The 18911-nt window shown below is 71.5% G+C and carries 18 protein-coding genes; 12 read left to right on the top strand and 6 right to left on the bottom strand.

The genetic code is table 11. The features are described from left to right. Positions 1-31: 31 nt before the first annotated feature. Together ACFYWM_RS18610 and ACFYWM_RS18605 are read right to left on the bottom strand one after the other, a co-directional pair. On the bottom strand, positions 32-334 hold the full coding sequence (locus tag ACFYWM_RS18610; protein WP_389916177.1) for a hypothetical protein: 303 nt from the start codon (positions 332-334) through the stop codon (positions 32-34). After that, a complete protein-coding gene (locus tag ACFYWM_RS18605) occupies positions 318-707 on the bottom strand; it encodes a hypothetical protein (RefSeq protein ID WP_389916175.1) in 390 nt (129 codons plus the stop codon). The genes ACFYWM_RS18610 and ACFYWM_RS18605 overlap by 17 nt, the downstream gene beginning before the upstream one ends. Positions 708-1276: 569 nt before the next feature. Here ACFYWM_RS18605 and ACFYWM_RS18600 point away from each other — a divergent pair. The 4 genes from ACFYWM_RS18600 (at position 1277) to ACFYWM_RS18585 (ending at position 5276) form a co-directional block, all read left to right on the top strand. Further along, complete coding sequence (locus ACFYWM_RS18600) at positions 1277-2482, top strand: hypothetical protein (protein WP_389916173.1); 1206 nt, start codon at positions 1277-1279, stop codon at positions 2480-2482. 29 nt (positions 2483-2511) lie between these two features. Beyond that, complete coding sequence (locus ACFYWM_RS18595) at positions 2512-2820, top strand: 4a-hydroxytetrahydrobiopterin dehydratase (protein ID WP_389916171.1); 309 nt, start codon at positions 2512-2514, stop codon at positions 2818-2820. A 716-nt stretch (positions 2821-3536) separates the two neighbouring features. After that, on the top strand, positions 3537-3935 hold the full coding sequence (locus ACFYWM_RS18590; RefSeq protein ID WP_389916169.1) for a VOC family protein: 399 nt from the start codon (positions 3537-3539) through the stop codon (positions 3933-3935). 141 nt (positions 3936-4076) lie between these two features. Continuing rightward, positions 4077-5276 (top strand): pentapeptide repeat-containing protein, encoded by a 1200-nt coding sequence (locus ACFYWM_RS18585; RefSeq protein WP_389916167.1) that lies wholly within the window; start codon positions 4077-4079, stop codon positions 5274-5276. Between the two features lie 43 nt (positions 5277-5319). Here the strand turns inward: ACFYWM_RS18585 and ACFYWM_RS18580 are convergent, their stop codons facing one another. After that, a complete protein-coding gene (locus ACFYWM_RS18580; RefSeq protein ID WP_389916165.1) occupies positions 5320-7617 on the bottom strand; it encodes an AAA family ATPase in 2298 nt (765 codons plus the stop codon). 164 nt (positions 7618-7781) lie between these two features. Here ACFYWM_RS18580 and ACFYWM_RS18575 point away from each other — a divergent pair, with 164 nt between their 5' ends. Together ACFYWM_RS18575 and ACFYWM_RS18570 are read left to right on the top strand one after the other, a co-directional pair. Continuing rightward, positions 7782-8573 (top strand): alpha/beta fold hydrolase, encoded by a 792-nt coding sequence (locus ACFYWM_RS18575; RefSeq protein ID WP_389916163.1) that lies wholly within the window; start codon positions 7782-7784, stop codon positions 8571-8573. 83 nt (positions 8574-8656) lie between these two features. Continuing rightward, positions 8657-9940, top strand: coding sequence for a M20 family metallopeptidase (locus ACFYWM_RS18570; protein ID WP_389916161.1), 1284 nt, complete (start codon positions 8657-8659; stop codon positions 9938-9940). A gap of 202 nt (positions 9941-10142) precedes the next feature. Here the strand turns inward: ACFYWM_RS18570 and ACFYWM_RS18565 are convergent, their stop codons facing one another. After that, positions 10143-10661, bottom strand: coding sequence for a winged helix-turn-helix transcriptional regulator (locus ACFYWM_RS18565; RefSeq protein WP_389916159.1), 519 nt, complete (start codon positions 10659-10661; stop codon positions 10143-10145). A gap of 108 nt (positions 10662-10769) precedes the next feature. Between ACFYWM_RS18565 and ACFYWM_RS18560 the strand changes: the two genes are divergently transcribed. Together ACFYWM_RS18560 and ACFYWM_RS18555 are read left to right on the top strand one after the other, a co-directional pair. Continuing rightward, on the top strand, positions 10770-11555 hold the full coding sequence (locus ACFYWM_RS18560) for an SDR family oxidoreductase (protein ID WP_389916157.1): 786 nt from the start codon (positions 10770-10772) through the stop codon (positions 11553-11555). Between the two features lie 88 nt (positions 11556-11643). After that, the gene (locus ACFYWM_RS18555) at positions 11644-11973 is read left to right on the top strand and encodes a nuclear transport factor 2 family protein (protein ID WP_389916155.1); all 330 of its coding nucleotides are present in this window, start codon (positions 11644-11646) and stop codon (positions 11971-11973) included. A 12-nt stretch (positions 11974-11985) separates the two neighbouring features. Here ACFYWM_RS18555 and ACFYWM_RS18550 read toward each other — a convergent pair whose 3' ends face one another. Next, entirely contained in the window at positions 11986-13380 is a 1395-nt protein-coding gene (locus tag ACFYWM_RS18550) for an NAD(P)H-quinone dehydrogenase (protein ID WP_389916153.1), read from the bottom strand. A gap of 164 nt (positions 13381-13544) precedes the next feature. Here ACFYWM_RS18550 and ACFYWM_RS18545 point away from each other — a divergent pair, with 164 nt between their 5' ends. The 4 genes from ACFYWM_RS18545 (at position 13545) to ACFYWM_RS18530 (ending at position 18023) form a co-directional block, all read left to right on the top strand. Continuing rightward, positions 13545-13997 carry a gamma-glutamylcyclotransferase gene (locus tag ACFYWM_RS18545; RefSeq protein WP_389916151.1) on the top strand — a complete coding sequence of 151 codons (453 nt, stop codon included), beginning with the start codon at positions 13545-13547 and terminating at the stop codon, positions 13995-13997. 121 nt (positions 13998-14118) lie between these two features. Further along, the gene (gene chrA / locus ACFYWM_RS18540; protein ID WP_389916149.1) at positions 14119-15318 is read left to right on the top strand and encodes a chromate efflux transporter; all 1200 of its coding nucleotides are present in this window, start codon (positions 14119-14121) and stop codon (positions 15316-15318) included. Between the two features lie 87 nt (positions 15319-15405). Further along, a complete protein-coding gene (locus tag ACFYWM_RS18535) occupies positions 15406-16209 on the top strand; it encodes a purine-nucleoside phosphorylase (RefSeq protein ID WP_389916147.1) in 804 nt (267 codons plus the stop codon). Positions 16210-16379: 170 nt separating this feature from the next. After that, entirely contained in the window at positions 16380-18023 is a 1644-nt protein-coding gene (locus tag ACFYWM_RS18530) for a phospho-sugar mutase (protein ID WP_389916145.1), read from the top strand. 85 nt (positions 18024-18108) lie between these two features. Here ACFYWM_RS18530 and ACFYWM_RS18525 read toward each other — a convergent pair whose 3' ends face one another. Next, positions 18109-18882, bottom strand: coding sequence for a hypothetical protein (locus tag ACFYWM_RS18525; protein WP_389916143.1), 774 nt, complete (start codon positions 18880-18882; stop codon positions 18109-18111). Positions 18883-18911: the final 29 nt, after the last annotated feature.

Below are 18911 nucleotides of genomic sequence, written 5' to 3'. Positions count from 1 at the left end.
CGCGGGGTCATGCTGATTTCGCCTTCCGGTCTCACCGGAGAGGCGGACGAGGAATACCTCGCCGTCCGGCATGCGTCAGATGATCCGCCGCGATGACCACGAGCGGCGTGACACCTGGGGACGAGTTTCGCCAAAGGTCGAGTTCCACCTGTTGCATGCGGTCCCACAGCTCGGCGGCGCTGTTCGCGTAGACGGTGCGGAAACACGCCGCGTCCCGGCAATCCCAGGCTTCGAAGCGCCGGTATCTCAGGCTCCACCACACCAGCCACCCGTACGCGTACACCTGGACCTGCTTGGCGGCCCGCATCGCGTCCGCGTCAGCACGGGTCGACATGCTCTGCCAGGATCACGTCGGCCAGCAGCGGCAACTCGCAACCCAGCAGCGTAATGAGAGGGCGAAGGCGCAGAATCTCGTAGTGCTCAGCGAGCCGCGCGGCGGCCGTGACCTCGTCCGAGGCAGCGCTGAGCAGATGGTCGCCGGATCCGTCGAGTTCAGGGCTGGTCCACCAGAAGTTCTCACCGTCGCTGTAGGCCAGGAGTCCGCGATAGACGGACACGATGGCGTTGCCGGAACGAAGTTCGTGGATGTCAGCCGAGATGCCGTGGGCGCGGTCCAGTTCGATGACCAGTTCCTCAGCGCGGAGCCAGGCGTCGGCAGGAGGTACGGCAGCACGCGCCGAGGATGGGAGACCGCCGCGCCTGCTCACGGGAGCGTTACTACGCTTCGGGACCGCGTTCATACCGCCCCCCTCGCCGGGACGGAGAAGCGGGGTCCGGCGATCGGCCCCAGCTGGAAGCGTCGGCGACCGTCGCCGACCGCGCGTGACGCCCGGGCCGAACTTGGGACGGAGCCATGGGCGGGTGCGCCTTCGGCGGGCGCGACGGCACCGCCGCCGGTAGCCGACTGCCCAGGTCCAGACGCCGCCGCGCAGCCATCCGGGCGCACACCTGCCGAGGCGTGGGCTGCTCCCACAGATGGTCACGGCGACGCGGAAGGCTACGCGCCTCGTGGGCATAGGGGGCGTGTCCGCACCAGCGGCAGCCGAGCGGCAGCGGTGGGTTGTCCGCTCTCCAGCGGATCCGGATAGCTCTAATGTTGGCCATGGGTCAGGACTCACTTCCTGATCAAGGGACCCGTACGGCGTGTCAGCGCCTGCGGGTCCCGTTTCTGTCGCGTCACCTCCCATCAGAACGCTGCGTAATCCCTTCGGTACAGGTGCGTTTGGAGGACACTGAGGGCGACAAGACCTCCTCGACTCCGGTGAAGAGGTGCGCGATGACCGCCGATCTTCCTGCGTGGGCTGTACGGCTCCGCGATGAGCGACGCAACCGGCTGTGGCCCCAGCGTGAAATGGCCCGTCGACTCGTCGAGGCCGCCGACGAGGAAACGCGCGGCCGGCTACCTGCGCGCGAGACCATCATTCGCCGAGTCAAGGCATACGAGGCCGGACACAACCAACCCGGTGACCCTTACCGCGTGCTGTACGCGCGAGCATTCCGCATCACCGAGGCCGAACTGTTCCAGGAAGAGCACCAGCCGATCCTGGGCACCATTCCCACGACCGTTTCAAGCCTCCCGGTCTCCCCGGACCGTTGCGTGGCGCCGGAGCTGGTGGACTATTTCCACCTGCAGTTGCTGAGTCACTATGCCGCTGACGCGTTCCTGGGGCCTCGCCATCTGATCGGCACCGTCGTGGTTCAGTGCCAGTCCATCGCCGAGCTCGCGGGACAGGCAGAGGGCGAGGTACGGCGCGAGTTGCTCCGCCTCGGGGCGGGCTTCGCCGCCTTCGCCGGATGGCTGTATCAGGACGCGGGCGTGACCGAACAGGCGGCCTTGTGGCTCAACGTCAACCTGGAGATGGCGCATCGCGCTCAGGACGTCCAGCTGATCAGCCATGCCCTTACGAACAAGGCGATGCTGGCCGCTGATCTCGGTGATGCCTCCACCGTGATCGACCTTACCGCTGCCGCCTTGTCGAACCGGAGCAGGCTCATGCCCAAGACGCAGGTGCTCGCTCTGCAGCAGGGTGCCCACGGGTATGCGCTGGCATCGGACCGTGCCCGCTGCGACGCGTTGCTGGATGAGGCCGCGGCACTCATCGATGACATAGACGACGACCGCATGTGGGGAAACGCCTGTCGAACACCCAACTACGTGGAGATCCAACGGGCCACCTGCTACGGGCGACTTGGACTCAACGTTGAAGCTGTCGCTCTCTGGGATCAGATCCTTCCGTCCGTACCGACCACGGCCCGCCGTGACATCGGAGTGTTCCTGGCTCGGCAGGGTGTGGCCCTCGCCGCGGTTCCCGAGCCTGAACGAGCGACGGAAGTGGCCAGGAAGGCGATCGAGCTCCTGCGTCAGACCGGTTCGGTGCGCCAGCGTGCGGAACTGGTCGCCATGCCGACCCGAATGAATGCGTGGGCGAATACCGCTATAGGGCAGGAGATGACTGAGATGCTGGCGAGTGTCACACAGTAGGAGGCTTGAGAGATGAGGAGGTGGTAGGCGTGGGTCTTCGTGACCCTCTGTCCGCCGAGGAGGTCGCGCGACACTTGGCATCTAGTGGCTGGTCCGGCGACACCCGTCAGATCAGCAAGAGCTACTCGATCGATTACGACAGCGCGATGCGGGCTGTCGCGGAAATCGCCCAGGCCGCCATCGAGTTGGAACATCGACCCGACATCGATATCCGCTGGGATCTCCTACGGATCACCATGACCACCCACACGGCGGGCGACGTCGTGACCGAGCTGGACTTCCTTCTCGTAGCCCGGATCAACGAGATCGTCGAAAAGCATGGAACCGCGACAGCCTGAAGCGCATACCCGGCGACACGGTGCGGACCGGTGAGCGGCGGTAACCACGCCCGCCTCAGCCGGCCACCAATCTCAGATCACCTGAGAAAGATGAGCAGAGATCGGCAGATCCACCACACTCCTAGCGGCAGATCCACCACGACCGAACCCAGAACCTCTGCCACTGCGGGTGTTGGTGTCGAGCGACGAGTGAGGTTCATTCCTCGTCCTCCGCGAACTCGCCTCTACCTTAAGCGTGGTCGTACGGGTTGCGGAGGTCGTCGTTGACGTGCTGGTTCGTGTCCTCGCGATATTCTCGGTCGTCCAGGCGCGGCATGCCGCTGGACGCGGCGGCGAATTCGGCCCGCGAGACGGCTCGACGCCGACGGCGGACGGGAACCAGATCGCCGATGTGGTGACCGTTGCGTGTGACGGCGTACCGCTCTCCACGTTCAGTCCATCCATGATCTCCGTTGACCGGTCGCGTAGATCGCCCTGGGAGATCTGGCGGAAATGGTCGGGCTCAGGATTGCTCACTCATCGACTCTAATTCTGCTTACCACCGGGCAACCGGGGGTCACCTCTGATCCGCTACGGCTACATCGACTCTTGGCGGGGTGACGTTGTTCTGGGGATCGGCAGCCGTGAGAGGACCTGCCGTCCTTCGTCGCCTGGCCAGATGTGGCAGGGACTCAAGAAGCGGCCACCCGTACGGATCATCGGCGAGACTTGCGATCATGAAGATGTGGATCGAGCTGGTGGCGGTCGTCGTGGAGGACTACGACCCGGCCATCGAGTTCTTCACCGAGGCCCTGGGCTTCGAGTTGGTCGAGGACTCGCCGTCGTCGACGAACGACGGCCGCCCGAAGCGGTGGGTCGTCGTCCGGCCGCCGGGAGGTGAGACCGGTGTCCTCCTCGCCCGTGCGGACGGCGAGAGCCAGGCCGCCGTCGTCGGGGAGCAGTTCGCCGGGCGGGTGGGTCTCTTCCTGCGGGTGGACGACTTCGACGCCGCGTACGCGCGGATGGCCGCGGCCGGCGTCGAGTTCGTGACCGCGCCGCGCACCGAGCCGTACGGACGAATCGCTGTCTTCCTCGACATCGCCGGCAACCGATGGGACCTGCTCGGTCCGGCCTGAACGCGACCGGCGACCGTCGCGCGACGAAGGCGGATCCCGTTGGGTCTGCCCGCGCGCATCTAACAGAAAAGGTGCAAGCGAGTATCTAGCGTGATGCAATGGGCCGCTGACACGATCGGGGCTGCTTTGAAGGAGGCTCCCGTGCGTCGTTCCATCCCCCTGGCTCTCATCGCCGCGATCTTCGCGCTGTCGGGGACAGTGATCTCTCCCGCCCAGGCCGAGAGCGGGCCGTGCAGGCCCGGTCAGGGCGTCAACCTGCGCGGCAAGGACTTCACCCGGGGTGCCCAGCTCCCGGCCAACCTGCGCTGCGCCGACCTGACCAAGGCCAAGCTGGACGGTGTGGAACTGCTCCAGAAGGACCTCACCGGAGCGATCCTGCGCGGCGCCTCGCTCAAGCAGGCCAACCTCACCCAGGCCACGCTGAAGTACGCCGACCTGCGCAGCGCCGACCTCACCGAGGCCGACCTGGGGCAGATGCACGCCGACCACGCCGACATGCGGGGCGCGGTCCTGATCGACGCGGAGGCGGGGCAGGCGGAGTTCCCGCACGCGAACCTGACCGGGGCGACCCTGACCAGGGCCGAGCTGACCCAGGTCGACTTCACCAACGCCAAGTTGATCGACGCCGACCTGGAGGAGAGCACCCCCGGCCAGCTCAAGGCGCGCAAGGCCGACTTCACCCGGGCCAAGCTCCGCGAGGCGAAGATGAGCCAGGCGAACCTGCGCAACGCGACGTTCAAGGACGCCGACGTGAGCGAGGTCGAGTTCACCCAGGCCGAGCTGGACGGCGCCGACTTCACCGGCGCGCTGGTCGAGGGCGCGTCCTTCGTCCAGGCCGACGACGTCGACCTCACCGGTTCCAAGGGCAAGCCCACGGGCATCACCGTCGAGGTGCCGACCTCGCTGCCCGACCTCGACATCTTCAAGACCGAGGAGAGGGAGACCCCGGGTGAGAAGTCCGACGCGGAGAGCGGCGGCCCGTCCGTGGGACTGGTCATGGTCGTGCTCAGCGCGGTGGGCCTGGCGCTGACCTTGGTGGCCTGGGGCGTCAGCGCCCAGCGGCGGACCCGGCGCAACGCCCAGTTCGCCCTGATGCGGCGCGGCGCCGAGGAGGACATCACCCGGCTGGGCGAGGGGATCGACCAGCTCGACTACGAGTTCCAGGTGAGCGGGCGCGGCGGCATGACCGCCGACCGCGACTGGCGCCTCGCCCTCGACGCCTACGAGGCGGCCAAGCAGGCTCTGCTGGTCGCCCGCCGCCCGGAGGAGCTGCACTTCGTGGCCCGCGCCGTCCGGGACGGCGGAGCCGCCCTGGACCGCCTCCGCTCCCGCGTGCACTAGAGCCTGTACGGACCTCGGAGTGCGCGATTCGTATGTGGTGTGGTCACAGCACCCAGCGAGCGGGGCCGCCCGGTGCGGGCTGGTACCGGAAGAGATGGCCGGTGCGCAGTGAAGCCCGCAGGTGGGCCCCGGCCAGGGGCGCCGCCGCCTCCACCCGTTTGACCGCCGCCCACAACGCCCGGGTCGCGTTGACCCGGGCCCGCTCGGCCTCGTCGGACTGGTTACGGGCCCGCCCGCCCAGCCCGGTGGCCTTGCGCAGCTCGGCCAGCAGGGCGGTCCTCTCCTCCTGGACCCTCCTTGCCCGTTCGGCGTCGCCGGCCCGGTCGGCCGCGTCGAGTTCCTCGGTGAGTGCCTCCAGCCGGTTCCGGTAGGCCGCGCGGGCGACGGCGTCGAGAACCGGGGCGGCGTGGGGGACGGTGAGGCCGGCTCCTCCCGCGACGAGGTCCAGCGCGGCGATCTCTCGCCTGGGCGCGGCCAGCAGGATCCGCAGGTACTCCATGCCGCGTCCGTCACGCAACCGGGCCGTCTCGGTGCCGGTGTCCAGTCGCCAGCCCTCGCCGTCGCGCCGCAGGGACCACTCGTTCGCCGGTGGGGTCAGGGTTGCCAGGAACGCTCCCATGCCGAGGCGCTGCGCGATCGAGCGGGCCTGGTCCAGGTCCTCCTCCGTCCGGAGCGGGTCGCCCGCACCGTCGCGGGCGGTCAGCGCCCGTGCCCGGGCGGCCAGCGTGCCGGCGAGCCAGGGCAGCGCTCCGAGCCTTCGCTCCAGCGTCACCGCGACGTCCAGGTGGGTTATCGCGAGGTCGAGCCGGCCAAGTCGCATGGCGAGCCGGCCCAGGTAGTCGTCGACCGGGCCGCTGATCATGTTGGCGCCGCCGGAAACGACCAGACGCCCGTGGTAGGGGGCCAGCGCGTCGTACAGGGCCTGGGCCTCCGCCGGTTCGCCGACCAGCGCCGCCACGATCGCCAGGTCGGCGCACACCCCGAGCCAACGCGGCCCCGATCCGGCGAGAACAGCCGGGAGCAGTCGTTCGAGCTCAAGGCTCGCCTCGTCGCCCCGCCCGGACTCGGCCAGTGCCCGGGCGGCGGCGGCCTCGAAGAAGTGACCGGGCAGCCGTCGGGCCATGTCGTGCCAGGGAGCCATGAGCGAGTCGTACTCGCCGCGCATCATGGCCAGGGCGGCGCGCAGCGTCCCGACCAGGCGTTCGGTGTCCGCGAGCCCCGCACGCCCGCCCAGTACGCCCACCTCGGCGGCGAGCGTGGCCGCCGCGTCGAACCGTCCCCGGATCGTCGCCAGCATCGCCTGACGCGCCAGCACCACCACCGCCGCCTCGGAGTCGCCGGCCAGTGAGCTGGCCCGCGCGTAGGCCGTCAGCGCGGACTCGGCCGCCTCCAGTTCTCCCAGCTCCGCCAGGGCGGTGAAACGCCAGAACAGTCCGCGCCGCTCGACCTCGGCGTCCCCGGCCCGCCGGGCCTGCGTCACGATCTCCGACGCGGTGGCCAGCCGTTCGTGGGCGGCCGCGGGATCCCACAGCGCGTGCAGCCCGGAGTCGAGGACCTCGGCGATCGCGCCGGGAGCGCCGACCTCCCGGGCCAGCGCCACCGCCTCGTCGATCAGCGTACGCCGGCGCCGTCCCGCCGACGGGTCGCCCAGCAGTTCACGCGCGAGCCTGGCCAGCACACGGGCCCGGGAGCCGGGAGCCGACGTGCGTTCGGCCGCGGCCTCCAGCAGACGGATGAGACCGGGGTCGAGGTCGAGGAACCCCGTCCGCGACGGCGCGGTCAGCGCCAGGTGGAGGACCGGGTCGCGGGTGACGTCGAGCCGGGCCAGCTCGTCGGCGAGGCCGAGCGCGGCTCCGGGCAGCCCGCCCGAGGCCAGCCACACCGCGTGGACCGCGTCGGCGGACAGGCCCGGGCTCAGCTCGGCGAGCTCCGGTTCCGTCAGGCCGCGCAACCGCAGCTCCGGCTTCAGTCCGGTGGGTTCCACGGCGGTCGCGACCAGGACCGTCGCGCCGGACACGAGCCGGTCCAGCAAGGCCGGGAGATCGACGGCGGACGTGTCGGCGTGGTCGGCGTGGTCGACGTCGTCGATGAGGAGCAGGCGCGGGCCGTCGGCCGCCTGGGCGAGGCGATCCGGCGACCGAAGCCAGGACACGGTGGGCGCGGTCTCACGGAAAACCGGGATCTTCCGTTCGCGGGCCAGATCCGCGGCGACGTCGATCAGCGCTGACTTCCCCGAGCCGGGCGGGCCGGTGACGAAAAGCTGGCCGCTGTCCCCCGCCGCGGCCCGGTCGAGCAGCCGTGCCACCGCGGCGAGCTCCCTTTGGCGTCCGATCAAGGCCATCTGTGCAGCGTAACGGCTTGCCGCGACCGCCCCCCACCGGTTCCGAGGCTCTGCCCTCCGGTGCGCCTGACCGGCCCCGGACGGCTGTGACCTGCATCACGTACAAATCGTGCACCCCTCGGTTACGCCCTCCGGGTGAGGTTCCTTTGCGAAAAGAGGGCGACATGAAGGACATACGTGACATCCGGTTTTTCGGTTACCTGGCCGGTGAAATCCGGGGCACGGACGACGACCGCCCGCCGCTGGTCTTCGTGCACGGTCTCACGTACGACCGCCGCCAGTGGGGACCGCTGCTGGACGAACTGGCGGCCGTCGATCCGGGCCGGCGGGTGCTCACACTCGACCTGCCCGGGCACGGGGAGTCGGCGCGATGGGACGGCTACGACCTCGACAAGGTCGTGGCCGCCCTCCACACGGCGGTGACCGAGGCCGGACTCGCCGCGCCGGTCGTCGTGGGGCACTCCCTCGGGGGCGTGCTGGTGACCAGGTACGCCGCGGCCCACGCGACCCGTGGCGTGGTCAACGTCGACCAGCCGTTGCTCGCGGGCGGGTTCGGCGATGTCCTGCGGCAGGCCGAACCGGTGCTGCGCAGCCCGTCCTGGGGTGAGATCTGGGACCGGATGCTCGGCAACATGCAGATCGACCGGCTGCCGCCGGCGGCGCGGCACCTGGTCTCCACGGCCACCGATCCGCGGCAGGACCTGCTCCTCGGCTACTGGGACGAGATCCTGGTCACCTCCGCCGAGGAGCTCGGCCGCCGCCAGACCCACCTGCTGGACGTGATCCGGTCCAACGGGGTGCCGTACCGCTACGTGACCGGCCATTCGCCGGATCCGGCGTACGAGGGATGGCTGAGGTCCGCCCTGCCGGACGTCACCGTCACCGTGCTGCCCGGCAGCGGCCACTTCCCGCACCTGGTGCACCCGCGCGAGATGGCCGGGATGCTGGCCGGTTGAGCCGGCCCGCTCCGGGACGTCCTTCCTCACCACATCCCCGCCGGCCGGGGCCCGCCCGGCCGGCCTGACGATCGGAATGTTCGATGACGCTACCGAACCGGCTGCGCGACGACGCCGCGGCCCTGCAGGACGACCTGGTACGGCTGCGGCGTGACCTCCACCGGTACCCGGAGATCGGCCTCCACCTGCCGCGCACCCAGCTGGCGGTGCTGGACGAGCTGTCGGGGCTGGGGTTGGAGATCACCCTGGGCCGGTCGCTGAGCTCGGTGACCGCGGTGCTGCGCGGCGGGCGGCCGGGCGAGGCGGATCCCGGCGGCGAACCCGCCCCCGCGGTGCTGCTGCGCGCCGACATGGACGCCCTGCCGATCACCGAGCTGACCGGGCTGGACTACGCGAGCCAGGCGGACGGCGCCATGCACGCCTGCGGGCACGACCTGCACACGGCGATGCTGGTCGGCGCGGCCCGGCTGCTCGGCGCGCACCGCGACGCGCTGGCCGGCGACGTGGTGTTCATGTTCCAGCCGGGCGAGGAGGGCTGGAACGGCGCCGCCCGCATGATCGAGGAAGGGGTGCTGGACGCGGCGGGACCACGGGTCTCCTCGGCGTACGGCATGCACGTGCGCTCGTACGGGACCCCCGCCGGCCAGTTCCGCAGCAGGCCCGGCCCGTTGATGGCGTCGACGGCGGAGCTCAGGGTGACCGTGCGCGGAGTCGGCGGGCACGCCTCCATGCCGCACCTGAGCCGCGACCCGGTCACGGTGGCGGCGGAGATCGTGACCTCGTTGCAGACCCTGGTCACCCGGCGCTTCGACGTCTTCGACCCGGTGGTCGTCACGGTCGGCTCCATCCATGCCGGGAGCAGGTCCAACACCATTCCCGACACGGCCACGATCGAAGCCACGGTGCGCACCTTCTCGCCGGCGAACCAGACGCGGCTGCCCGGCGAGGTCACCCGGCTGTGCCTGCACATCGCCGAGGCGTACGGGCTGACCGCCGAGGTCGACTACGTCGAGGGCTACCCGGTGACGGTGAACGACGAGGAGCAGTACGAGTTCGCCCGTACGGTGGTCTCCGAGGTGCTCGGCGCGGAACGGTTCGTCCCGATGGCGTCCCCGGTGAGCGCCGCGGAGGACTTCTCCGAGGTGCTCGACGAGGTGCCCGGCTGCTATCTCATCCTGGGTGCGAGCGCCGCGGACGATCCGGCCACGGCGCCGAGCAACCACAGCCCGCGAGCGGTGTTCGACGACGGGGTGCTCTCCGACGGCGCGCTGGTTCACGCGGAGCTGGCGATCCGGGCACTGCGCCGGCACGCGAGGATGCGGGCGGCCGCCGCCCCGCGTGGATCCGTGCTGGGTGAGGTCGCGTAGCGGCCGGCGCCGCTTCCCGCCGCGCGGCCCCGCGCGGCGGGAGCGGGTCCTGTCGGCGGCCACCGCGCCTGGGCGGGTGCGGCAGGACGGCGTCCACGCCGACGTACGCCTCGTGGACCTCCGCCGCCCGCGCCTCCTGACGGCGTCGCGGGGGGTGCGGGCACGGCGCGCACCGGTGCGGCGGACCACGAACCCGTCCACGTCAGACCCGGCTTCGGCTGACACCGCCGTTCCCGGGCGTGCGGAGGTAGCGGGCCCGCATGGCCTCGCTGGCGATGGGACCGGCGGCGAAGACGAAGTCCTCGCTGGAGTCGAGGCGGCGGCCGGTGGCGGCGTCGACGACGGCGGGCTCGACCTCCTCGCCGGTGGCCGCGTCGACGAGGATCATGGCGCGCTGCGACGGGTCGAGCCGGGAGTTGCCCCAGGCGGCCAGGGCGACGATCACCGGGCGCAGGGACCGGCCCAGCTCGGTCAGGACGTACTCGTGGCGGGTGGGGTTGCTCTGGTACGCGCGGCGCTCCAGCAGCCCGTCGGCGACGAGGGTCTTCAGGCGGCTGGTCAGCATGCTGGAGGAGATGCCCAGGTTCTCCTGGAACTCGTCGAAGCGGGTGTAGCCGTCGAAGGCGTCGTGCAGGATCAGCAGCGTCCACCACTCCCCGACGTGGGCCACCGTCGTCGACAGCGGGCATTCACGATCTTCCAGTCTGATCCGGCTCGCCAATGTGACCCTCCCCAGCAGTTACTGCTAAAGTCGAAGTGACTCACTCTTATTTTAGCAGTCATTGGGGGCGCGGGCACCACCACGCCCGTGCCCGGGACGGAGCACACCGTGGACACCTTCATCAGCGACTCGCTCGACGGGAGGCGCGCCCTGGTCACCGGGGGCAGCAGGGGCACGGGCGCCGCCATCGCCAGGCGGCTCGCGCGGGCCGGTGCCACGGTGCTGGTGACCTCCCGGACCCGCCCCGACGACGTCGAGCCCGAGCTGTTCGTCGCGGCCGACGTCTCCACCCGCGAGGGCGCCGACAGCGTCGTCGAGCAGGTCCTCGACCGCCTCGGCGGCGTCGACATCCTGGTCCACAACCTCGGCGGCTCCGACTCGCCCTCCGGGGGCTTCGCCGCCCTGGACGACGACGCGTGGGACAGGGCGCTCGACACCAACCTGCTGAGCGCCGTCCGCCTGGACCGCGGGCTGCTGCCCGGCATGATCGAGAGGCGCTCCGGCGCGATCGTGCACGTCACCTCGATACAGCGCCGGATGCCGCTGTACGACGCGACGCTGGCCTACGCGGCGGCCAAGGGAGCCCTGACCGTCTACAGCAAGGGCCTGTCCAACGAGGTCGCCCCGCACGGGGTGCGGGTCAACTCCGTCGCCCCCGGCTTCATCCGGACGGCGTCCGCCGACGATCTCGTCGACCGCATCGCCGCCGGCTCCGGCATCGACAAGCAGGCCGCGCTGCAGAAGCTGATGGACTCCCTGGGAGGGATCCCCCTCGGCCGCCCCAACCTCCCGGAGGAGGTCGCCGAGCTCGTCGCGTTCCTCGTCTCCGACCGCGCCTCGTCCATCGTCGGCGCCGAACACGTCATCGACGGCGGCACCCTGCCGACCGTCTGACCCCGCTCACCGATCCGGCCGTCCGGCCCCACTCACCGGCCCGGCCATTCGCCCAGCTCCACCATCACCCATACGGAAGGAAACACTCATGTCCCACGCATCCACCGTCCCGAGCGCCGTCCGCCGCTACTTCGAGCTGGCCGTCCTGCCCGACCAGGACCCCTACTTCGCGCTGTTCGCGGACGACGCGACCGTGGAGGACGAGGGCGTCGAGCACCACGGCGTCGCCGCGATCCGCGCCTGGCGTACCGCCGTGCCCGACGTCGTCTACACCGTCACCGGCGCCGACCTCACCGGCGATGCCACCGACGCCACCGCGGACGTCTCCGGCGACTTCCCCGGCAGCCCGGTGACCCTGCGGTTCCACTTCGAGTACGGCGCCGACGGGCGCATCAGCGTCCTGCGCATCCGTCCCTGACCCCGGCGGCGGTCAGATACCGCTGGGGGTCATCGGCTGCATGAGGCGGCGGGCGGCCTCGGTGACGGAGCCGGACAGGGAGGGGTAGACCGCGAAGGTGTGCGCGATCTGGTCGACCGTCAGCCGCTGCTGGACGGCGACCGAGACCGCCAGGATCAGCTCCGACGCCCGCGGGGCGACCACGACGCCGCCCAGGATGATCCCGGTGTTCGGACGGCAGAACAGCTTCACGAAGCCGTCGTTGAAACCCTGCATCTTGGCGCGGGCGTTGGTGGCCAGCGGCAGCTTGACGATGTTGGCCTCGATCTCGCCGTTCTCGATCGCCCGCTCGGCGATGCCCACGGCGGCGATCTCGGGATCGGTGAAGATGGCGGAGGCGACGGTGGCCAGGCGCAACGGGTGCACGGCCTCGCCGAGGGCGTGCCAGACGGCGATCCGGCCCTGCATGGCGGCGACCGAGGCGAGCATCAGGACCCCGGTGCAGTCCCCGGCCGCGTAGACGCCGGGCGCGGAGGTGCGGGAGACCTTGTCGACCTGGATGAACCCGCCCCTGTCGAGGGTGACCCCGGCCTCCTCGAGGCCGATCCCCGCGGTGTTGGGGACCATGCCGACCGTCATGAGGCAGTGGCTGCCCTCGGCGGTCCGGCCGTCCTCCAGGGTGACGACCACGCCGTCCGGGGTGCGCTTGACGGACTCGGCGCGGGAACGGCCCATCACGTTCATGCCGCGGCGCCGGTAGACCTCTTCGAGGACCTCGGCGGCGTCGGCGTCCTCGTTGGGCATCATGCGGTCGCGGGAGGAGACGAGCGTGACCTCCGAGCCCAGCGAGCGGTAGGCGCCCGCGAACTCCGCGCCCGTGACGCCGGAGCCGACCACGATGAGGTGCTCGGGCAGCTCCTCCAGGTCGTACAGCTGGCGCCAGGTGAGGATGCGCTCGCCGTCGGGCTCGGCGCCGGGCAGGATGCGCGGGGTCGCGCCGGTCGCCACGATGACGACGTCCGCGCGGATCGTCCGGTCCCCCGCCCTGACCACCTGCGGGTCGACCAGCCGTCCCGGGGCCCTGATCACCTCGACGCCCTCCGCCGCCAGCCGGGCGGCGATGTCGGCGGACTGCGCGCGGGCGAGATCCTTCACACGCCTGTTCACCAGCGGCATGTCGGCGATGACACCGCCGACGTCGCCGTCGGGGCCGCCGGTGTAGTGGACCCCCAGCATGCTGGCGTCGAGGAGCGCCTGCTTGCGCACCGAGGTGGCGATCAGCGTCTTGGACGGTACGCAGTCGGTGAGGACGCAGGCCCCGCCGGGGCCGTCCTGTTCGACCACGGTGACCTGCGCTCCCAGTTGGGCGGCGACCAGCGCCGCCTCGTATCCGCCGGGACCGCCACCGATGATCACTATCCTCGTCACATAGCCCATTCTCCCGCATGGTGGGACCGGACCTCGCTCGGCATCCCTCCTAAACCACGAAACCCCCGCAAAACCACCGGGATTCCGCGTGACATCGGCGAGACATCGGCGTGGCTTCGAAGCTGGGTGAGCGTCTAGCGGATCTTGGATTAGTGTTTGTCTCCGTGCCTGTCTACGCCGCTTACGGCAGCAACATGGACCCGAAGCAGATGGCCCAGCGGGCCCCTCACTCCCCGATCAGGGGGACGGGCTGGCTCCAGGGCTGGCGCCTGACCTTCGGCGGGAACGACCTCGGCTGGGAGGGCGCCCTCGCCTCCATCGTCGAGGACGCCGCCGACCAGGTCTTCGTCGTCCTCTACGACGTGCCCGAGTGGGACGAGAGCTCCCTCGACCAGTGGGAGGGCGCGGCCCGGGGCCTCTACCACAAGGTCAGGCTCCGGGTGCAGACCATGGAGGGCGAGGTCGTGGCGTGGTTCTACGTGCTCGACGGGTACGAGGGCGGCCTGCCCTCGGCCCGCTACCTCGGCATCCTGGCCGAGGCGGCCGAGCACGCGGGCGCCCCCGACGACTACGTCAGGGAGCTGCGCGGCCGCCCCTGCACCTCCCTGGGGAGCTGAGGACGACCTTCCCCGGGGAGCCGGGCGTCACCGGTCACCGGCCCCGCGCGAGCGTGCGCGGGGCCTGGCGTTAACCGGCACGCCATCCCGCCTTTACCTGGAAAAATGGCATGATTCCGGGATGAGGGACACACCCGTCGAGAACGGGGAGACCGGGCGCGGGTCAGCCCTGCGCGAGGTGACCTGGCTGTTCCTGCGGCTGGGCGTCACCGCCTTCGGCGGTCCCGCGGCGCACATCGCGATGATGCACGACGAGGTGGTACGGCGGCGCGGCTGGCTGACCGAACAGCGCTTCCTCGACCTGGTCGGCGCGACCAACCTCATCCCCGGCCCCTCCTCCACGGAGCTGGCCATCCACCTCGGCCACGAACGCGCCCGGTGGCGCGGCCTGGTGTCGGCCGGAGTCTGCTTCATCCTGCCCGCCGCGCTCATGGTCGGCGCGCTGGCGGCCCTGTACGTCCACTACGGCCGCACCCCCGAGGTCACCGGGATCCTGTACGGCATCAGGCCGGTCGTCATCGCGATCATCGCGTGGGCCCTGTTCTCCCTGGTCCGTACGGCGCTGGGGAGCGCGTACCTGTGGATCCTGGCCGGGGCCGTCCTGGCGGCCTACCTGCTCGGCGTGAACGAGCTGCTCCTGCTCGCCGCGGGGGGCCTGCTGACCGTGGCGGTACGGATGATCTCCGCCCGGCGTTCCCGCCCGCGCGGGCCCGGACAGGAGCCGCCCCCGGACGGCTCTCGGTCCTCGCGGGCGCTGCTGGCCGCGCCGCTGGCCCTGGCCGGCGGCCAGGACCCCGACCAGCTGCTGCGCCTCTTCCTCACCATGCTCAAGATCGGCGCCGTCCTGTACGGGAGCGGCTACGTCCTGCTGGCCTTCCTGGAGGGCGACTTCGTCGAGCGGCTCGGCTGGCTCACCCCCGCCCAGCTCGCCGACGCCGTCTCGATCGGCCAGTTCACCCCGGGCCCGGTGTTCACCACGGCCACCTTCGTCGGCTACCTGGTCGCCGGGACCCCGGGGGCCGTCCTCGCCACGGTCGCGATCTTCCTGCCGAGCTTCCTGCTGGTCGGGCTGCTCACCAGGATCACCGACCGGATCAGGTCGAGGGCGTGGTCGAGCGCGCTGCTCGACGGGGTGAACGCCGCCGCGCTGGCGCTGATGGCCGGGGTCGCGCTCCAGCTCGGCCGTATCTCCCTGGTCGACCCGCTCACCTGGGCGCTGACGGCCGGGACGCTGCTGGCGCTGTGGAGGACGAGGCTGAACTCGGCGTGGCTGATCGCGGCCGGGGCGGTGGTCGGCCTGGTCTCGGTGATCGTCGCTTGACTCACCTGGTGGTTCGGCTGATGGCACCCTCCGCTGAGCAGGAGACACGGCGCGGCCCGAGGACGGATGACCGGTACGCTCGGTGACGTGACCAATGACCCGTATGCACTCGCCAACGACGCCGCGGACGCGCTGAGAAGCGCCGTCGGCGTGGATTCCTTCGACGTCGCGCTGGTGATGGGGTCCGGCTGGGTCCCGGCCGCCGACGCGATCGGCGAGACGGTCGCCGAGATCCCGGTGACCGACCTGCCCGGCTTCGCGCCGCCCGCCGTGCAGGGCCACGCGGGCCGGATCCGCGCTGTGCGGACCGAGTCGGGAAAGAACGTGCTGATCTTCCTGGGCCGCACCCACCTCTACGAGGGCCGCGGCGTGGAGCCGGTCGTGCACGGCGTACGGACCGCGATCAGGGCCGGGGTGGGCACGGTCGTGCTGACCAACGCCGCCGGGGGCCTGCGCCCCGAGACCCAGGAGGTCGGCGAGGCGGTGCTGATCAGTGACCACATCAACCTGACCGGTGCCAGCCCGATCACCGGCGCCACCTTCGTCGACCTCACCGACGTCTACACCCCGCGCCTGCGCGAGCTGGCCCGCGAGGCCGACCCCTCGCTGGCCGAGGGCGTCTACGTGGCCTTCCGCGGCCCGACGTACGAGACCCCGGCCGAGGTCCGCATGTGCCGCATCCTCGGTGGCGACATGGTGGGCATGTCCACCGTCCTGGAGGCCATCGCGGCCCGCGAGGGCGGCGCCGAGGTGCTGGGCATCTCCCTGGTCACGAACCCGGGTGCCGGGCTGGTGGGCGAGCCGCTCAACCACGAGGAGGTGCTGGAGGTCGGCCGCGCCACCGCCACGCGCATGGGCGGCCTGCTGGCCAAGGTCGTCGGCAAGCTGTAGGACGGCGAGCCGCAGAACCGCGGAGCTGCGGAGCTGCGGGACGGCAAGCTGTAGGACGGCGAGCTGTAAGACGGCGAGTGACGTCCGGCTTTCGAGAATCCCCCTGGTTCCAGGGATGAACACGAGGCGGGCCCGGGTAAGCCGACGGACCCCGGCCCCGAGAGGTGACGATGAGCAGCGATCTCGCAGGGCTCGCCCGTTCCTGGCTGGCCCAGGACCCCGACCCCGACACGCGCGCGGAGCTGGCGAAGCTGCTGGAGAGCGGCGACGGCGACGCGTTGCGCGAGCGGTTCGGCTCCAGGCTGGAGTTCGGCACCGCCGGGCTCCGGGGCGAGCTGGGAGCGGGTCCCAACCGGATGAACCGGGTGACGGTGATGCGCGCCGCGGCCGGGCTGGCCCGCGTCCTCGGTCCCGGCAAGCACGTCGTGATCGGCTACGACGCCCGGCACAAGTCGGACGCCTTCGCCCGCGACACCGCGGCCGTGCTCACCGGGGCCGGGCTGCGCGCCTCGGTCCTCCCCGGGCCGCTGCCCACCCCCGTGCTGGCCTTCGCCGTCCGCCACCTCGGCGCCGACGCGGGCGTGACCGTCACCGCCAGCCACAACCCGCCCCGCGACAACGGCTACAAGGTCTACTGGGGCGACGGCTCCCAGATCGTGCCGCCGGTGGACGCGGAGATCTCCGCCGCCATCGACGCGACGGGGCCGGTCTCCGAACTGCCCCTCGGCTCCCCCGGCGACCCCGCCTGGAGCGAGCTGGACGACGGCGTCGTGGCCGCCTACCTGGAGGCGGTGACCGCGCTCCCGATCGGCGGCGCGCGCGAGCTGCGGGTGGCGTACACCCCGCTGCACGGCGTGGGCGGCGACACCCTGGCCAGGGCGTTCACCGCCGCCGGGTTCGACGCGCCCGCGACCGTCGAGGCGCAGGCCGAACCCGACCCCGACTTTCCCACCGTCGCCTTCCCCAACCCGGAGGAGCCCGGCGCGATGGACCTCGCGCTGGAGCTCGCCGGACGGGTCGGCGCCGACCTGATCCTGGCCAACGACCCCGACGCGGACCGCTGCGCGGTGGGCGTGCCGCTGCCCGGCGGCGGCTACCGGATGCTGACCGGCGACGAGGTGGGCGCCCTGCTGGGCGAGCACGTGATCCGGCACACCTCGGGCGACGACCGCCTGGTGGCGACCACCATCGTGTCCTCGTCCCTGCTCGGCAAGATCGCCGCCGAGTACGGGGTGCGCTACGCCGAGACCCTGACCGGCTTCAAGTGGATCATGAAGGCCGGTGAGGGCCTGCTGTTCGGGTACGAGGAGGCGCTGGGATACAGCGTCGGCTCCGACCTCGGGCTGCCCGTGCACGACAAGGACGGCATCGGCGCGGCGCTGACCGTGGCCGGGATCGCCGCGCGGGCCAAACTGGAGGGTCGCGGCCTGCTCGACCTCCTGGACGACCTGGCACGCCGTCACGGCCTGCACGCCACGTCCCAGCTGTCGTTCCGGGTGGCCGACCTGTCGCTGATCACCGGGGCCATGGCCCGCCTGCGGGCCACGCCGCCCGCGCGGCTCGGCGGCCGCGAGGTCGAGGCGTCCGACGACCTCAGCCTCGGCGCGGGCGGGCTGCCGCCCACCGACGGCCTCCGCTACCACCTGGCCGGGGGCGCCCGGGTCGTCGTCCGCCCCTCTGGCACCGAGCCCAAGCTCAAGTGCTACCTGGAGGTCGTGGTCCCGGTGACCGGCGAGGTGTCCGCCGCCCGCGCGCTGGCCGTACGGGATCTCGACGCCCTGAAGGCCGACCTCACCGAGGCCCTCGGCCTCTGACCCCGCCGAGGCCGGCTCGCCGGGGACCGCTACCGGCGTCGGCGCGACCTGCGCCGCCCTGGTCAGGATCCCGGTAGCGGCGCGGTCAGGCGAGGAAGGCGGCGACCACCAGCAGGACCGCGGCCGCGAAGGCCGCCAGGGCGCTCGGCGACCAGGTCACCTTGAGCCCACCGGCCTCGACCTCACGGCCGGTCTCGGCGCCCGTCCCGACAGCGGTAGTGGGCTCGGCCTCCCTCTCGGCGACGGCGGTGGCCTCGTCCTCGGATTCCACCCCGGCCGCCGCGCTCGCGGAGGTCCCCGTCGCCTTCGTAGCCTCGGTGGCCGCCGCGGTGGCGGTCAGCGCGGCAGCGCGCCTGGCCGCTTCCGCGCGTTCGGTGATCTGCTCGGCCACCCAGTCGGCGTGGGTCCTGCCCGCCAGCGCCTCGGCGGCGGCCTGCTCGCCCTTCGAGCGGACCGGCTCGGTCCTGGAACGGCCTCGCGAGGGGGCGGGAGCGGGCTTGCCCCTGCGCACGGCCGCCGCCCGCTCGCGGGCCGAGGCCTGCGGCACCCAGCAGCGGACGCTCTCGTCGCCCGAGACGATCGCGATCGAGTGGGAGACCGTGACCTCGTCCACGGCCGGCCAGGACACGAAGGCGTTCCTCAGCGGGTTGCGGACGTGAACGCCCTCCTCGGACAGGATGACCGCCGGGCGCAGGCAGGTGACGAAGACCACCGCGGTGAGCACCCCCAGCACCGCCGCGGCGATCATCGACGTCTGCCCGCTGTACCGGGCGATCAGATCGACCGCGTTGAACGCGGCGAAGGCCATCCAGACCCAGCCGACGACCGTCGCGAGGGTGGAGCGGAACACCTGCTTCATCGGAGAAAGCTCACTTCACTCGTACGAGC

The organism is Streptosporangium sp. NPDC002721, assembly GCF_042888905.1.
Lineage (GTDB): Bacteria > Actinomycetota > Actinomycetes > Streptosporangiales > Streptosporangiaceae > Streptosporangium.
Note: the sequence above shows the minus strand (reverse complement) of the source record. Positions and strands in the feature narration are given on the sequence as shown.